General features: G+C 66.9%; 14 protein-coding genes. 10 read left to right on the top strand and 4 right to left on the bottom strand.

Annotated features, from left to right (window positions below; all coding sequences use genetic code 11):
* Window positions 1–13 precede the first annotated feature (13 nt).
* Window positions 14–1804 (bottom strand): endonuclease, encoded by a 1791-nt coding sequence (locus AC5P7A_RS09365; RefSeq protein WP_014648594.1) that lies wholly within the window; start codon window positions 1802–1804, stop codon window positions 14–16.
* A gap of 311 nt (window positions 1805–2115) precedes the next feature.
* Here AC5P7A_RS09365 and AC5P7A_RS09360 point away from each other — a divergent pair, with 311 nt between their 5' ends.
* The 3 genes from AC5P7A_RS09360 to AC5P7A_RS09350 all read left to right on the top strand — a co-directional run bounded on the left by AC5P7A_RS09360 (window position 2116) and on the right by AC5P7A_RS09350 (window position 4880).
* On the top strand, window positions 2116–2403 hold the full coding sequence (locus AC5P7A_RS09360) for a co-chaperone GroES (protein WP_005411227.1): 288 nt from the start codon (window positions 2116–2118) through the stop codon (window positions 2401–2403).
* 81 nt (window positions 2404–2484) lie between these two features.
* Window positions 2485–4134, top strand: coding sequence for a chaperonin GroEL (gene groL, locus AC5P7A_RS09355; RefSeq protein ID WP_005411226.1), 1650 nt, complete (start codon window positions 2485–2487; stop codon window positions 4132–4134).
* Window positions 4135–4268: 134 nt separating this feature from the next.
* The gene (locus tag AC5P7A_RS09350; RefSeq protein ID WP_032958237.1) at window positions 4269–4880 is read left to right on the top strand and encodes a DUF6445 family protein; all 612 of its coding nucleotides are present in this window, start codon (window positions 4269–4271) and stop codon (window positions 4878–4880) included.
* 92 nt (window positions 4881–4972) lie between these two features.
* Here the strand turns inward: AC5P7A_RS09350 and AC5P7A_RS09345 are convergent, their stop codons facing one another.
* Both AC5P7A_RS09345 and AC5P7A_RS09340 read right to left on the bottom strand, forming a co-directional pair.
* Window positions 4973–6136: a serine hydrolase domain-containing protein gene (locus tag AC5P7A_RS09345; protein WP_069117774.1), complete on the bottom strand. Its 1164-nt coding sequence runs from the start codon at window positions 6134–6136 to the stop codon at window positions 4973–4975.
* A gap of 67 nt (window positions 6137–6203) precedes the next feature.
* The gene (locus AC5P7A_RS09340) at window positions 6204–7133 is read right to left on the bottom strand and encodes a pepsin/retropepsin-like aspartic protease family protein (protein ID WP_495220080.1); all 930 of its coding nucleotides are present in this window, start codon (window positions 7131–7133) and stop codon (window positions 6204–6206) included.
* Between the two features lie 106 nt (window positions 7134–7239).
* On the opposite strand from AC5P7A_RS09340, the gene AC5P7A_RS09335 reads away from it, so the two are divergent.
* From AC5P7A_RS09335 to AC5P7A_RS09305, 7 genes are all read left to right on the top strand, one after another.
* Window positions 7240–7947 carry a response regulator transcription factor gene (locus AC5P7A_RS09335; protein ID WP_014648590.1) on the top strand — a complete coding sequence of 236 codons (708 nt, stop codon included), beginning with the start codon at window positions 7240–7242 and terminating at the stop codon, window positions 7945–7947.
* Window positions 7948–7979: 32 nt separating this feature from the next.
* The gene (locus AC5P7A_RS09330) at window positions 7980–9278 is read left to right on the top strand and encodes a sensor histidine kinase (protein WP_014648589.1); all 1299 of its coding nucleotides are present in this window, start codon (window positions 7980–7982) and stop codon (window positions 9276–9278) included.
* 72 nt (window positions 9279–9350) lie between these two features.
* On the top strand, window positions 9351–9851 hold the full coding sequence (locus AC5P7A_RS09325) for a MarR family winged helix-turn-helix transcriptional regulator (RefSeq protein WP_111206766.1): 501 nt from the start codon (window positions 9351–9353) through the stop codon (window positions 9849–9851).
* The gene (locus AC5P7A_RS09320; protein WP_180835833.1) at window positions 9848–10588 is read left to right on the top strand and encodes a DNA alkylation repair protein; all 741 of its coding nucleotides are present in this window, start codon (window positions 9848–9850) and stop codon (window positions 10586–10588) included. The genes AC5P7A_RS09325 and AC5P7A_RS09320 overlap by 4 nt, the downstream gene beginning before the upstream one ends.
* A 48-nt stretch (window positions 10589–10636) precedes the next feature.
* Window positions 10637–10975, top strand: coding sequence for a DUF6616 family protein (locus AC5P7A_RS09315; RefSeq protein WP_014648586.1), 339 nt, complete (start codon window positions 10637–10639; stop codon window positions 10973–10975).
* Between the two features lie 90 nt (window positions 10976–11065).
* Window positions 11066–11323: a hypothetical protein gene (locus AC5P7A_RS09310; protein ID WP_014648585.1), complete on the top strand. Its 258-nt coding sequence runs from the start codon at window positions 11066–11068 to the stop codon at window positions 11321–11323.
* A gap of 294 nt (window positions 11324–11617) precedes the next feature.
* Window positions 11618–12691 (top strand): 3-deoxy-7-phosphoheptulonate synthase, encoded by a 1074-nt coding sequence (locus AC5P7A_RS09305; protein ID WP_014648584.1) that lies wholly within the window; start codon window positions 11618–11620, stop codon window positions 12689–12691.
* 262 nt (window positions 12692–12953) lie between these two features.
* Here the strand turns inward: AC5P7A_RS09305 and AC5P7A_RS09300 are convergent, their stop codons facing one another.
* On the bottom strand, window positions 12954–13571 hold the full coding sequence (locus tag AC5P7A_RS09300; protein ID WP_005411215.1) for a trimeric intracellular cation channel family protein: 618 nt from the start codon (window positions 13569–13571) through the stop codon (window positions 12954–12956).

Below are 13571 nucleotides of genomic sequence, written 5' to 3'. Positions count from 1 at the left end.
CTGCGTTGCGCGGTCAGTTGGCCAGCTGGCAGGTGGCCGGCTTGGCCGAGGTGAACAGGGCCGGGGTTGCCCACTCGGGGTGGTCGATGAACGGGTTGCGGTTGCCCTGGAAGCTGTAGATCACGTCATTGCGCGCACGCTCGGCATCATCCGGCGGATCGGACAGGTGCCAGTCGATCAGCGTGGACAGCAGGCCCATGTAGGCCGGCGAACTGCTGGTCTTGACGATTTTGCTGCGGTCGTCGGTCAGCTCCAGGTCCGGCTCGGACTGGCCGGTGGCCGCATCCTTGCCGCCCTCGTAACGGATCGCCATGTACATCACCGCACGCGCCATGTCGCCCTTGCGCTTGCCCCACACCTCGAAGGTGCCGGTGTTGCCGTCCGGCGTGCGCACCCAGTTGGAGTTGCCCGGATAGCCGCCGCTGCCGCCGCCCTGGCCGTTGTTGGCCTCGGTGGCGCGCTCGCCGCAGTTGGCGTCGCACTTGCCGAACGGCTTGTTGCCACGGTCGGCGTTCCACTGCGCGTCGGTCAGGTACAGCATGTGGGTGTCGGTATACGGCGCGTACGGCAGGCCCTTGTCACCGGTGGTGGTGGCAAAGCCCAGCGAGTTCGGCCAGGTGTGCTCGCGGTTGTACTTCAGGCCACTGCCACTGCCGGCGCGATCGGTCACCTTGGCGTAGCTGTGGTTGCGATATGCATCGAGGATCCTGCCGGAATTGTTCGGATCCTCGTCGGCGATTTCCAGAATGGTCCAGGTACTGGTGCCCGAGCCGCTGTAAGGGTAGGCGGTGTGGCCCTTGATGGTGGCATGCAGCGAGCAGCGCAGCTGGCTGGGGCTGCTGGTGTTGACCTTGGAGTAATAGCCGGCCGGCACGCCCGGGTTGCCCGGGTCCGGATTGCCGCCGGTGCTGGCCACGGTGAAGGCGATGCGGCTGTCGGCGGCCGGGTGCGCGCCCTGCAGGTCGGTGATGCGCGCGGCGCGGATGTCGAAGCGGCAGGCCTCACCGGCCACCAGCGCAGTGTTGGTGGACAGCTTCACGCTGCGGCCGCTGGCCGGGAAGGTCAACGGCACGCTGCCGGAGGTGCCGCAGCTCAGGGCGAAGGCGCCACTGGCCAGGTTCACCGTCTCGCTGAACACCACTTCCAGGTCGGCGGCGGCCGGGAAGGTGCTGCTGCCCTGCGCCGGGGTGGTGGTGGAGACCGACGGCGGTGTGTTCGGGCCCGGGGTTCCGCCGCCACTGAAGGTCTGGCCGTTGTTGCAGCTGCCGAAGGTCTGCCTGGCCGACTCGGCCCAGGTGAAGTGGGTGTACTGGCTGCCGCTGCCGGTCAGCTGCAGCGAGGTGCCCGCGGCCGTGCTGTTGGTCTCGGCCACCGGGATGTTCTGGCTGGTCATGCCGGCGGCAGGGCCACCGGAGGCGGTGATGGCGCCCTCGTAGCTGAGGAACTGGACCACCTTGCCGCTGGCATCGACCAGGGCGATGCCGTCGTTGGGGCCGTTCTGGATGCCGTTGGTCGGGTAGTTGACCACGGCGATGGTCGCGCTGCCGCAGCCGGCGGCGGTGCCGGCCGGGACCGGGTTGTTGGCGTAGACCGCGGCCGCCGAAGGATTGCTGCCGTTGTAGAGGTAGAGGCGGTAGCCGGACAGGTCCTCGCCGGCGGTGGCGACCACTTCGATGGCTTCGCCGACGTCACCGGCGGCGGTGCTGTCGTCGTAGTGCAGTTCGTTGATGAAAACCTCGGCCTGGGCCGGCGCGGCGGCCAGTGCCAGCAGGCAGGCGGCGGCAAGCGGGGACAGCAATCGCATCGACTACTCCTTGTGATTGGGAATGCCTGACCGAGCCTAAGGCCGATCCAGTGACACTTTGTCGTAAATGAACGTCAGATATCTGACAGTGCGACGCTTGTCACCGAAATTGTCCAAGACCGACGCCTTGGCCGAGGCGCGCGGGCGGAAAAATTTTTTCATTCCGCCCTTGAAAGGGGGCGGCGGGGCTCCATCTCTGCCCTGCTCCCGACGTTGTCGGGTTTCTTCACGTGCGGTTCTGGCACTCGCTTGGGGTGAGTGCTAACATCGCCGGACTTTTTTAGACCAATCAATCACTTAAGAGGTCTCCTATGAGCATCAAGCCGCTGCACGACCGCGTTGTGGTCAAGCCGATCGAAGCCGACGAAATCTCCGCCGGTGGCATCGTCATCCCCGACTCGGCCAAGGAAAAGTCCACCAAGGGTGAGGTCGTGGCCGTCGGCCCCGGCAAGCCGCTGGACAACGGCAACGTGCGCGCGCCGTCGCTGAAGGTCGGCGACAAGGTCATCTACGGCCAGTACGCCGGCAGCTCGTACAAGAGCGAAGGCGTCGAATACAAGGTCCTGCGCGAAGACGACGTGCTCGCCGTCATCGGCTGAGCCCCGGCGCGACCTGTTTCAACCTGATCCCAAACTCCCAGCCGCCGGGCATCGTCCGGCGCTACCAATGAGGTAAATGCAATGGCTGCCAAGGATATTCGTTTCGGTGAAGACGCCCGTTCGCGCATGGTGCGCGGCGTCAACGTTCTCGCCAATGCCGTCAAGGCCACCCTGGGCCCGAAGGGCCGCAACGTCGTGCTGGAAAAGAGCTTCGGCGCGCCGACCATCACCAAGGACGGCGTCTCCGTCGCCAAGGAGATCGAACTGGCTGACAAGTTCGAGAACATGGGCGCGCAGATGGTGAAGGAAGTTGCTTCGCGCACCAACGATGATGCCGGCGACGGCACCACCACCGCCACCGTGCTGGCCCAGGCCCTGATCCGCGAAGGCGCCAAGGCCGTTGCCGCCGGCATGAACCCGATGGACCTCAAGCGCGGTATCGACAAGGCCGTCTCGGCCGCCGTCGCCGAGCTGAAGAACATCTCCAAGCCGACCGCCGACGACAAGGCGATCGCCCAGGTCGGTACCATCTCGGCCAACTCGGACGAGTCGATCGGCCAGATCATCGCTGACGCGATGAAGGAAGTCGGCAAGGAAGGCGTCATCACCGTTGAAGAAGGCTCGGGCCTGGACAACGAGCTGGACGTGGTCAAGGGCATGCAGTTCGACCGCGGCTACCTGTCGCCGTACTTCATCAACAACCAGCAGTCGCAGACCGCTGACCTGGATGACCCGTTCATCCTGCTGCACGACAAGAAGATCTCCAACGTCCGTGACCTGCTGCCGGTGCTGGAAGGTGTCGCCAAGGCCGGCAAGCCGCTGCTGATCGTGGCCGAGGAAGTCGAAGGCGAAGCGCTGGCCACCCTGGTGGTCAACACCATCCGTGGCATCGTCAAGGTCGTGGCCGTCAAGGCCCCGGGCTTCGGCGACCGTCGCAAGGCGATGCTGGAAGACATGGCCGTGCTGACCGGCGGCACCGTGATCTCCGAAGAAGTCGGCCTGTCGCTGGAGAAGGCCACCATCAAGGACCTGGGCCGCGCCAAGAAGGTGCAGGTCTCCAAGGAGAACACCACCATCATCGACGGCGTCGGCGACAAGGCCAACGTTGATGCACGCGTGGCGCAGATCAAGACCCAGATCCAGGACACCTCCTCGGATTACGACCGCGAGAAGCTGCAGGAACGCGTGGCCAAGCTGGCCGGCGGTGTTGCCGTGATCAAGGTCGGCGCCTCGACCGAAATCGAAATGAAGGAAAAGAAGGATCGCGTCGACGACGCCCTGCACGCGACCCGTGCGGCCGTTGAAGAAGGCGTGGTTCCGGGCGGCGGTGTTGCCCTGGTCCGCGCGATCACCGCGCTGGCCGGCCTGAAGGGCGCCAACGAAGACCAGAACCACGGCATCCAGATCGCCCTGCGTGCGATGGAAGCCCCGCTGCGCGAGATCGTGGCCAACGCCGGTGACGAGCCGTCGGTCATCATCAACAAGGTCAAGGAAGGCACCGGCAGCTTCGGTTACAACGCCGCCACCGGCGAGTTCGGCGACATGCTGCAGTTCGGCATCCTGGACCCGACCAAGGTGACCCGTTCGGCGCTGCAGAACGCCGCCTCGATCGCTGGCCTGATGATCACCACCGAAGCCATGGTTGCCGAAGCTCCGAAGAAGGACGAGCCGGCCATGGGTGGCGCCGGTGGCATGGGCGGCATGGGTGGCATGGGCGGCATGGACTTCTAAGTCCACGTCCCCCGGGCGGTCGTTGCCGACCCTGGTCGGCACGCCCTCCCGATGCAAGGAAGAACCCCGCCGCAAGGCGGGGTTTTTCGTTGCCCGGTTGCCGCCGCAGCAGCGCATCGCTACGCTCGGTGGCCATGCCTACCTCCTTCATCGTCGTCGACGACTTCCTTTCTCCTGCCGATGCGCAGGGGCTGCGCCAGGCGGCGCTGGGCCTGACCTATCCGGTGCAGGAGGGTGCATTCCCCGGCCGCAATTCGCAGCAGCGGCTGGAACTGGATGGGCTGTCCGGCGCGGTCTCGCGGCTGGTCAACGAACCGCTGCGGCCGGTCAACCCACTGCAGTCGCATGGCAAGTTCCGCCTTACCCTGGCCGGTGACACCGGCCGCGCCAAGGTGCACGCCGATCACTCGCACTGGTCGGGCATCCTCTACCTGAGTGCACCGGAGCACTGCGAGGGCGGCACCGAGTTCTTCCGCCACCGCCGTACCGGCACCGAGCGCATGGCCCTGGATGCAGCGGAGCTGGCCGCATTGGGCTATGCCAACGGCGGCGACATGCATCGTGACATCATCGAGCGCGACAGCAACGACGACAGCCAGTGGGAAATGACCATGCGCATCCCGATGCGTTTCAACCGGCTGGTGCTGCTGCGGCCCTGGTTCTGGCATACCGCCGGGCCAGCGTTCGGCGACCGCCCGGAGAATGGCCGGCTGGTGTACCTGATGTTCTTCGAGCAGGCGCGCTGAGCGGAGCAGGCATCCACGCGTGAGGTGGATCCACACGCCATGCATGGTTGCTCCCATCCCTCCGCACTCCCCGCCCAGGGATCATCGCGCCTTCATTCGACGAAGGCCTTCGCCGCGCCGTACTCCCACTGCCATGGCACGCCGGTATCACCCAGCACGAACGCCACCAGTGCCGGGAAGGTGGCCTCGGCCCGTACATCGTTGCCCAGGATCACCACGCAGCGTTTGTGCCGCTCGATGCACACCAGGGTGTTGCCGACCGCATCGTCGTGGCCGCCCTTGTAGAAGCCTGCACCCTGGGGGCCACGGAAGGTCACCACGCCCAGGCCCGCGGCCAGATCCCGGTGCTGCTGCGCAACGGGCAGCTCCGGCTGCAGCGTTGGGAACTGGCTGGCGGTGGTGATCGGCAGCTGCGGCCGCACCAGTTCCCTGCGCATTGCCGCAGACAGCCCATCGCCGCGCACATAACCGGCGGCGAAGTGGGCCATGTCGGTGATGGTGGTATCCATCGATCCTGCCGCCCGCACACGGCTGCGTTGATCGTGCGGCTCTGTATTGCCTTCGACGGTCCAGCCATCGGCCAGGTTGCCGGCGAAATCCGCGCGCCACGACATGCTGGTGCGCGCCATGCCGAAGCGATCGAACACGCGCTGCTGCATCAACGCACCCACATCCTCGCCCAGTCGCCCACGTTCGATCACGAACTGCAGCAGGATCAGGCCCTCGCCGGAATAGCCGTAGCGGCTGCCGGGCTCGAAGTGGAACTTCAACCGGCCATCCGGTTCGAGAAAGCCGAAGTTGGCAAAGCCGCTGGCGTGATTCAGCAGCTTTCGGGGCGTGAGCCGGCGCCAGCGTGCATCACTCGCCAGCACGCTGTAGTCGGCGTACTTTTTCGGTTCGGGCGGGTAGTCTGGCAGCGGCACGTCCAGAGCTGTGGCGATGCTGGCATCCAGATCGATCACCCCGTCCTGCGCCAGCTGTGCGACCAGGTGGCCGAAGGCCATCTTGGTGAGCGATGCGGCATACATCACGGTGTCGGTGCGCAGCGGCTCGCCTGCGGCGTTGCGTTCACCGTAGGCGGCCACATGCACCACCTTGCCGTCATCGATCACCGCCAGCGCCATCCCGCGCGCATGGGCCGCCTGCATCAGCCGCCGTGCTTCGGCATCGATGCGAGTGGGCGAGGGCACGGGTGGCGGCGCGGCCAGTACCGCCAGCGGGAGTAGCGTCAGCAACATCAGGGTGGCACGGCACATGCGTGGAACTCCTGGTGGGGCGCACGGTGATGCTACGCCGGGCTGCCGCTGGCGTCATCGCCAGATGTCAGCCGGCCTGCGGCCGGCGCAGGCAGATCCGCGCCGCGCCGGCACCGATGTCCACCTGGCCGCCGCGCATTGCATCGGCACCGAGGATCAGCGCCGGCCGGCCCTCCAGGCCGATCGCCTTGAACACCGGCAGTTCGCTGATGCGGACCTCCATCGACGGGTGCTGCCAGCCGCCGCCGGTCATGCCGGGCAGGGTGTACAGCCAGGTTGCCTGCTTGCCGCCGCCCAGGCCTTCGGTGCCCTTTTCACGCACCCGCACCCGCGCGTCGCTGCCGTCGGTGCGCAGCCCCAGTGCGCGGGCGGCTTCGGCGTTGAGGACGGTCTGTGCGGCACCGGTGTCGACCACGGCGATGGCGTCCACCGCAGGCGCGCCCAGTGCAAGCGTGATGAAGCCGAACTGGCGCAGGCCGCCAGTGCGGCCGGGCAGCGCATTGGGCTGGCAACCCGGTCCTTCCAGATTCAATCCGCCGGGTGTCCACAGCGCTAGTTGATTGCGGCCGAAGTCCCAACGGGTGTCCCAGCGCCCGGTCAGATCGTTGCCGATCAAGCCGTCGATGGCTGGATCATCATCCTTCGGCAACGATGACAGATCGACGTTCATGGCTTGGGCCTGCAGCTGCCAGCTGCCCAGCTGCCAGGACGTGCTGCGCATGCGCTGCAACCGCGCCGAAGCTGCACTCGCCCCTTGCGCCTGTGATACCTCTGCATCCGCATCCTCCAGGCCATAACGCCGCACGACGCGGGCATCGACCAGCGTTGCCCCGGCGGCACTGTCGGCCACGAAGCGCAGCGGTTCGGCGCGCCCGTCCAGCGAGACGGCCACCGCCGGATGACCGCCCTGCATCCACATCGGCAGGATGTGCGCGGCGGCGTTGGAGGCGAGCGCAGGCAAGGGAGCGGCGAACAGGGGCAACAGGAAGAGGCGCAAGGGAAGACTCCGCAGTGATCGTGGGTAACCATTGGCGCACGGCCGCGTATCGCCGGAATATCGGCGTTGATACCGTCCTGATACACAGGTGCTGGATACTGTCCGAATGAGTACTCCCATCCGTGTCATCGTCGTCGACGACGATGCCAGCATCCGCGACGCCATCGCCGACCACCTGCTGCTGCACGGCTACCAGGTACGCCTGGCGGCGGATGCGGCGGCACTGGACGTGCTGCTGCAGGCCGAACGACCGGACCTGATCATCCTCGACTGGATGATGCCCGGTGAGGATGGGCTGTCGGTCTGCCGCAGGCTGCAGGCGAGGGCGATCCCGATCCTGATGCTGTCGGCGATGGGGGCTGCACCGGACCGCGTGATCGGCCTGGAGATGGGCGCGGACGACTACCTGGCCAAACCCTTTGATCCGCGTGAACTGCTGGCGCGGGTACGCGCACTGCTGCGCCGTCAGGACAAGCTGCGCACGCAGGTGGCCAGCGAGCTGCGGTTTGATGGCTGGCGATTGCTGCCCGACCAGCGTCGCCTGTTCGCACCGGACGGTGCCGAGCTGGTGCTGAGTCGTGGCGAGTTTTCCCTGTTGCTGGCGCTGGCCGAACGTCCCGGGCGGGTGCTGGGGCGTGAGCAGCTGCTGCAGTTGAGTCGCGGAGAAGCCAGTGACAGCGTGGACCGTGCCATTGACCTCGCGATCAGCCGCCTGCGCCGCAAGCTCGGGCAGGCCGCGTCCGGGGCAGAAGCCCTCGTGCAGACACTGCGCGGGGAAGGGTATCGCTTCGACGCTGAGGTACAGGTGCTGTGAGCAGCCGGTGGTCGACCACTCGCTGGATCGCGATGCTGGCGCTGGCCAGCCTGCTGCTGGCAACCCTGGCCAGCGTTGCAGTGGTGGGTTGGATGCCCCGGCCCGCGCCGCCACCGATGCGGCTGGACCATGCGATGCAGGTACTGCGTGGGGAACAGGCGCCGGCGTCACTGGGATTGCGCAGGGCGACGCAGGACGCGCCCCCCCAAGGTAGCGCCAGCGACTGGCTCGCGCAGCTGGCGGCCGCGCAGATGGGCATGCCGGCCGAGGATGTACGCCTGGCATGGACGGGGCAGGGCAGGGCGCCCGATGTGCAGGTCATCGAGGGTGGCGCGGTACTGGACGCCTCCGGTCGTGCTGGCGTGCTGAAATCACAGGCCGCGCTGCTGACCGCGATGCAGTGGCCGCCGTTTGAACTGGGGATGCGCCAGGCCGACGGCCGCTGGCGGGTGGTCGGCAGCGACCATAGTGACCTGGCGGCCTGGCGCCGCCAGGTGATGCTCGCCCTGTTGGGCGGTGCGATCCTGCTGGCGCCGTTGGCGGCGTGGGCGTCGATCCGGTTGGGGCGCCCGCTGCGGCGCCTGGCCGAAGCGAGCGCACGCGTCGACCTGCAGGCCGAGTCGCCATTGCCCGACGATGGCCCACGCGAAGTGCAGATGCTGGCCGCCGCGATCAGCACCGGTCGCGAACGCCTGCGGGTCCAGGCACAGGACATGACCCATATGCTGGCGGCAGTGGCGCATGACCTGCGCACGCCCCTGACCGGCCTGCGCCTGCGCGCCGAGTTCGCTCCCGCACCACAGGCCGCCCGGATGGTGGCGGACATCGAACGCATGGACGCGATGATCGAGCAGGTGCTGGACTATGCACGCGGCGAGCTGCAGCCCTTGCAGATGCGCTCGCTGGATCTGGCTGCCCTGCTGCAGGAATGCCTGCAAGGGGCGCTGCTGCGCGGGGTCGACATTTCGCTTCAGTGCCCGGATACGCTGCCGTGGCATGGCGATGCGCTGCTGCTCCGGCGCGCGGTCGACAATCTCATCGACAACGCCGAGCGTTACGCGGGCGCCGTGGAGCTGCATGTCGCCGTGTGGGGACATGGGGTGCAGCTGGATGTGATGGATCGCGGACCGGGCATCGCCGAAGCTGATCGTGTCCGCCTGCTGCAACCGTTCCAGCGCAGCGAAAGCTCGCGCAGTCGCGCTACCGGTGGGACCGGGCTGGGACTGGCCATGGCCGCCAACGTGGCCAGGCGTCACGCAGGCGAACTGCAGCTGCTGCACCGCGAGGGTGGCGGGCTGATCGCGCGCCTGCTGCTGGGAAAGCTCCCCTGATATCGGCTGTGATTTACAGGTAGCGGCTATCCGGTGATATGATTAGGCGCCTAACCATATCGCGTTCGTGAGATGATCGAAGCCAAGCATCAGGCCCTTCTGGAGGAATCGCAGCGACGCGGCCACGCCAACATCGCGCAACTGCGCCTGTGCTTCCAGCTGCTCTCGTTGTCCTCGTCGATCGATCGCGACTGCGCCGCGCGGCTGGCACCGCATGGGCTCAGCGAGGGCCGCTTCGTCGTGCTGTTCCTGCTGCACGGGGCCGGTGGCACGCTGCCGCCGCACCTGCTGGCCGAGCGTGCCGGCGTGACCCGTGCCACCATCAGCGGCCTGCTCGATGGCCTGCAGCGTGAAGGCCTGCTGCAGCGTCGCAGCGATGACGGGGATGGCCGCCGTCTGCAGATCGTATTGACCGCACCGGGAAAGCGCTTGGCCGAGTCGTTGTTCGAGCAGCACACGCAATGGATCAGCGGCCTGTTCGACGGCCTGGATGCGGGTGAACAGCAGCAGCTGTCGCAGCTGCTGCACAAGGTCTGGCAGCACACGGACGGCGGGCGGGAATCGGCAGCATGAGCACGCCCGTTCCTGCGCAAAGGCTGCATGCACTCAACAGTGGCAGCGCTGCTGCCACCCATCTGGCCGAATGCCTGGCCGTGGATTTCACCGCGCTGCTGCAGGTGGTGGCGCCTGCCCTTGAGCCGGAATCGCTGCAATGCATGCGCGATGCCTCAGGCAAGGGCATCACCCAGCGCATGGCGCTGGCGGCGCGGTTGCTGCACGAAGCCGGACAGGGGGAGCCTGCGCGCTGGCAGGCGCATGCGTCAGACACGGTGCGTGGCTGGGCCTGCTACCTGATCGGAAGCGACGCCAACGCGACGCTGCCGGCCAAGCTGCAGGCGATGCGACCACTGGCTGACGACCCGCACTTCGGCGTGCGCGAATGGGCGTGGCTGGCGCTGCGTGCCGACATTGTTGCCGCACCACTGCAGGCGCTGGAGTACCTGCAACCATGGACGCAGGAAGGATCGCCGTACCTGCGCCGCTTCGCCTGCGAAGCGCTGCGCCCGCGCGGCGTGTGGGCCACACATGTCGCGCTGTTCAAGCGGCAGCCGGAACTTGCAGAGGCGATGCTGGAAGCACTCGCCGACGACCCGGAGCGCTATGTGCAGGACTCGGTCGGCAACTGGCTCAATGATGCCGGCAAGACACAGCCGCAGTGGCTGCGTGCGCTGTGCGCGCGCTGGCAACAGCAGCACCCTGGTGATGCCAATGCCTACATCCGCAAACGCGCCATGCGCTCGCTCCGGTAGTGCCGGCCGCTGGCCGGCAACCCCCCAAACCTTCAAGGAAGAAGCAGCATGTCGCACACCTTCATCGAGCTCTATACCGCCACCCCCGCCTGGACCACGCTCCAGCCCGAGCAGCGGAATGCCTTCTTCGCCCGTATCGGTGCAGGCATGCAGCAGTTCGATCCGGTCCGCATCACACCGCTGGCGATGGGCCGCATTGCCAGGGGCGTACAGCACGGCAGCGATGAGCAGTTCTATGCGGTCTGGCGCTGTGCAAGCCGCGCGGACGCCGATGCGCTGGTGGCCGGCATTGCCGCCACCGGTTGGCATCAGTACTTCGCCACCATCAACGCCGTCGGCGCAGACGATGGGATGGGGCAGCACCTTGCCGACCTGGCCGCCTTGTAGCAGCGTCTCCGGACGCGCATGGCACATGCGCCTGTCACCCGGACGCGGTAAACAGGACATTGCCCATGTCCATCCGCAGGGAAGTTGATCATGCAGAGCACGCTCCAGGTCACGCTGTTCGGCCCGCTTGGCGACAGCCCGGCATTGCAGTTGCCGGGGCGGGAAGGGCCGTCGGTGGCCATCCCGGAGGCGGCCCTGCGGCGGTTGGTCTCCGACCTCTACACCACCCGTTCCCTGCTCAATCCCGAGCAGCTGGACGAGGCCAGGCAGGAGCTGGACCGCGTGCTGGAGCGCTGGGCCGACATCCACGAAGGCCTGTTGCTGGACGTGGAAGTGCATGGCAAATGAGCAGCTTTGCGTGGCTGCTGCCGCGTGGGCAGCGCCGGCGCGCGCCTCGCTGAACCGCACCCGCGGTTGCGGATGAAACATTTTGCACTGCGCAAAAGCTGTGCTATCAATACACCCCATGAACGCAGCCGCCACCCGCTTTTACTGGTATTACTTTCCGAAGCCACTGGCGGAGGAAGGACTGCGCTCACCCTGAAGAAAGCTTCAGACGCATTCCCGAAAGCCGCCAGCGAACCTGGCGGCTTTTTTCATGCCGCCACGCTGGGGACCCCAACGTTCCGGAGATCTCCTGCAATGCCCCCGCACACCGACGACCTGCGCATCCGCACCATCGAACCGCTGACACCGCCTGCCCAACTGCTGGCGATGCTGCCCTGTGACGATGAAGCCTCCGACACCGTCAGCGCCTCGCGCGCGGCCCTGCACCAGATCCTGCACGGCCGTGACGACCGCCTGGCAGTGGTGGTGGGCCCGTGCTCGATCCACGACCCGAAGGCCGCCATCGAATACGCCCAGCGCCTGAAGCCGCTGCACGACGCGCTGGCCGGCGAACTGGAAATCGTCATGCGTGTGTACTTCGAGAAGCCGCGCACCACGGTGGGCTGGAAGGGCCTGATCAACGACCCGGACCTGGACGGCAGCTTCAGGATCGACAAGGGCCTGCGCATTGCCCGCGGCCTGCTGCGCGACATCAACAAGCTCGGCCTGCCGGCCGGTGTCGAATTCCTCGATGTGATCTCGCCGCAGTACATCGCCGACCTGGTGGCGTGGGGCGCGATCGGCGCGCGTACCACCGAAAGCCAGGTGCATCGTGAGCTGGCCTCGGGGCTGTCGTGCCCGGTCGGCTTCAAGAACGGCACCGATGGCAACGTCAAGATCGCCGCTGACGCGGTGGGTGCGGCGTCCAATCCGCATCACTTCCTGTCGGTCACCAAGCAGGGCGGCACCGCCATCGTGTCGACCACCGGCAATCCGGATTGCCATGTGATCCTGCGTGGCGGCAAGCAGCCGAACTACGACGCCGGCAGCGTCGCCGACGCCTGCCAGGTGCTGGCCAAGGCCAAGCTGCCGACGCGCCTGATGATCGACGCCAGCCACGCCAACAGCCTGAAAAACCCCGAGAACCAGCCGAAGGTGATCGAGGACATCGCTGTTCAGCTGGAAGACGGCGAACAGCGCATCGTTGGCGTGATGATCGAGAGCCATCTGGTCGGTGGCCGCCAGGAACTGGTGGAAGGCCAGCCGCTGGTCTACGGCCAGAGCATCACCGATGGCTGCATCGACTGGGACACCACCGTGACGGTGCTGGAGCGTCTGGCTGCGGCCGTGCGCGCCCGTCGCGACGTGAAGGTGTCCGAAGCAGCCTGATCGAAGCCGCCTGAGTGCGGCACGTGTGTGGATGGCGGCCAGCGCCTGCGGGGGTGCGGCCGCGATCAGGGTCGGTCGGAGTTGGAGGCCGGCCCATCTGCACCGGCGATGCGCCTGGCGCTGCGCATGAGCGACAGCGCCAGGTACATCGCCGGGGTGGTGATACCGCTTCCTGTAGCGTCGAGCCATGCCCGACCTGCGCGCGAAGCGCGTTGGTTTGCTGCAAAGAGCAGTCGAGCATGGCTCGACTTTACGAAGAGGCTCAATGCACTTCGTCGTGGTACACGAACTTCGGCATTTCCCAGCGGTAGTGGATCGCCAGCAGGCGCAACGCGAAGCCGCCGCCGAGGCAGCACAGGATCGCGGTGGCATCGGCCACGCCCCAGTGCAGCAGCAACAGATAGGCCGCGCCGGTCAGCAGCGCGATGATCGCGTACAGCTCCTTCTGGAAGATGAGTGGCACCTCGTTGCAGAGGATGTCGCGCAGCACCCCGCCGAACGCGCCGGTCAGCATGCCGGCGATCAGCACGATCGGCATTGCATGGCCGGCTTCGCGCGCGATCGAGCAGCCGATCAGGGTGAAGGCGATCAGGCCCAGCCCGTCGAGCACCAGGAAGGTGCGGCGGAAGTGATGCATCCAGCGCGCCACCCAGGTGGCGATCAGCGCCGCGCATACGGTGAAGCCCAGGTACTCGGGATGCTTCACCCAGCCCAGCGGATAGTGGCCGAGCAGGATGTCGCGCAGCGAGCCGCCACCGAGGGCGGTGACGCAGGCGATCATGACCACGCCGAACAGGTCCATGCGGCGGCGGCCGGCGGACAGTGCGCCGGTCATGGCTTCGGCGGAAATGGCGATCAGGTAGATGATGGACAGCAGCAT

Source organism: Stenotrophomonas sp. YJH_SMC_65, assembly GCF_059369475.1.
Note: the sequence above shows the minus strand (reverse complement) of the source record. Positions and strands in the feature narration are given on the sequence as shown.

What these genes read in the sequence shown, in the direction of transcription:
- AC5P7A_RS09335 (WP_014648590.1), top strand. Translation starts at nt 7,240, where the DNA reads ATGAGTACTCCCATCCGTGTCATCGTCGTCGACGACGATGCCAGCATC.
- AC5P7A_RS09305 (WP_014648584.1), top strand. Translation starts at nt 11,618, where the DNA reads ATGCCCCCGCACACCGACGACCTGCGCATCCGCACCATCGAACCGCTG.
- AC5P7A_RS09365 (WP_014648594.1), bottom strand. Translation starts at nt 1,804, where the DNA reads ATGCGATTGCTGTCCCCGCTTGCCGCCGCCTGCCTGCTGGCACTGGCC.
- AC5P7A_RS09310 (WP_014648585.1), top strand. Translation starts at nt 11,066, where the DNA reads ATGCAGAGCACGCTCCAGGTCACGCTGTTCGGCCCGCTTGGCGACAGC.
- AC5P7A_RS09315 (WP_014648586.1), top strand. Translation starts at nt 10,637, where the DNA reads ATGTCGCACACCTTCATCGAGCTCTATACCGCCACCCCCGCCTGGACC.
- groL (WP_005411226.1), top strand. Translation starts at nt 2,485, where the DNA reads ATGGCTGCCAAGGATATTCGTTTCGGTGAAGACGCCCGTTCGCGCATG.
- AC5P7A_RS09325 (WP_111206766.1), top strand. Translation starts at nt 9,351, where the DNA reads ATGATCGAAGCCAAGCATCAGGCCCTTCTGGAGGAATCGCAGCGACGC.
- AC5P7A_RS09330 (WP_014648589.1), top strand. Translation starts at nt 7,980, where the DNA reads ATGCTGGCGCTGGCCAGCCTGCTGCTGGCAACCCTGGCCAGCGTTGCA.
- AC5P7A_RS09320 (WP_180835833.1), top strand. Translation starts at nt 9,848, where the DNA reads ATGAGCACGCCCGTTCCTGCGCAAAGGCTGCATGCACTCAACAGTGGC.
- AC5P7A_RS09300 (WP_005411215.1), bottom strand. Translation starts at nt 13,571, where the DNA reads ATGCTGCTGTCCATCATCTACCTGATCGCCATTTCCGCCGAAGCCATG.
- AC5P7A_RS09345 (WP_069117774.1), bottom strand. Translation starts at nt 6,136, where the DNA reads ATGTGCCGTGCCACCCTGATGTTGCTGACGCTACTCCCGCTGGCGGTA.
- AC5P7A_RS09350 (WP_032958237.1), top strand. Translation starts at nt 4,269, where the DNA reads ATGCCTACCTCCTTCATCGTCGTCGACGACTTCCTTTCTCCTGCCGAT.
- AC5P7A_RS09360 (WP_005411227.1), top strand. Translation starts at nt 2,116, where the DNA reads ATGAGCATCAAGCCGCTGCACGACCGCGTTGTGGTCAAGCCGATCGAA.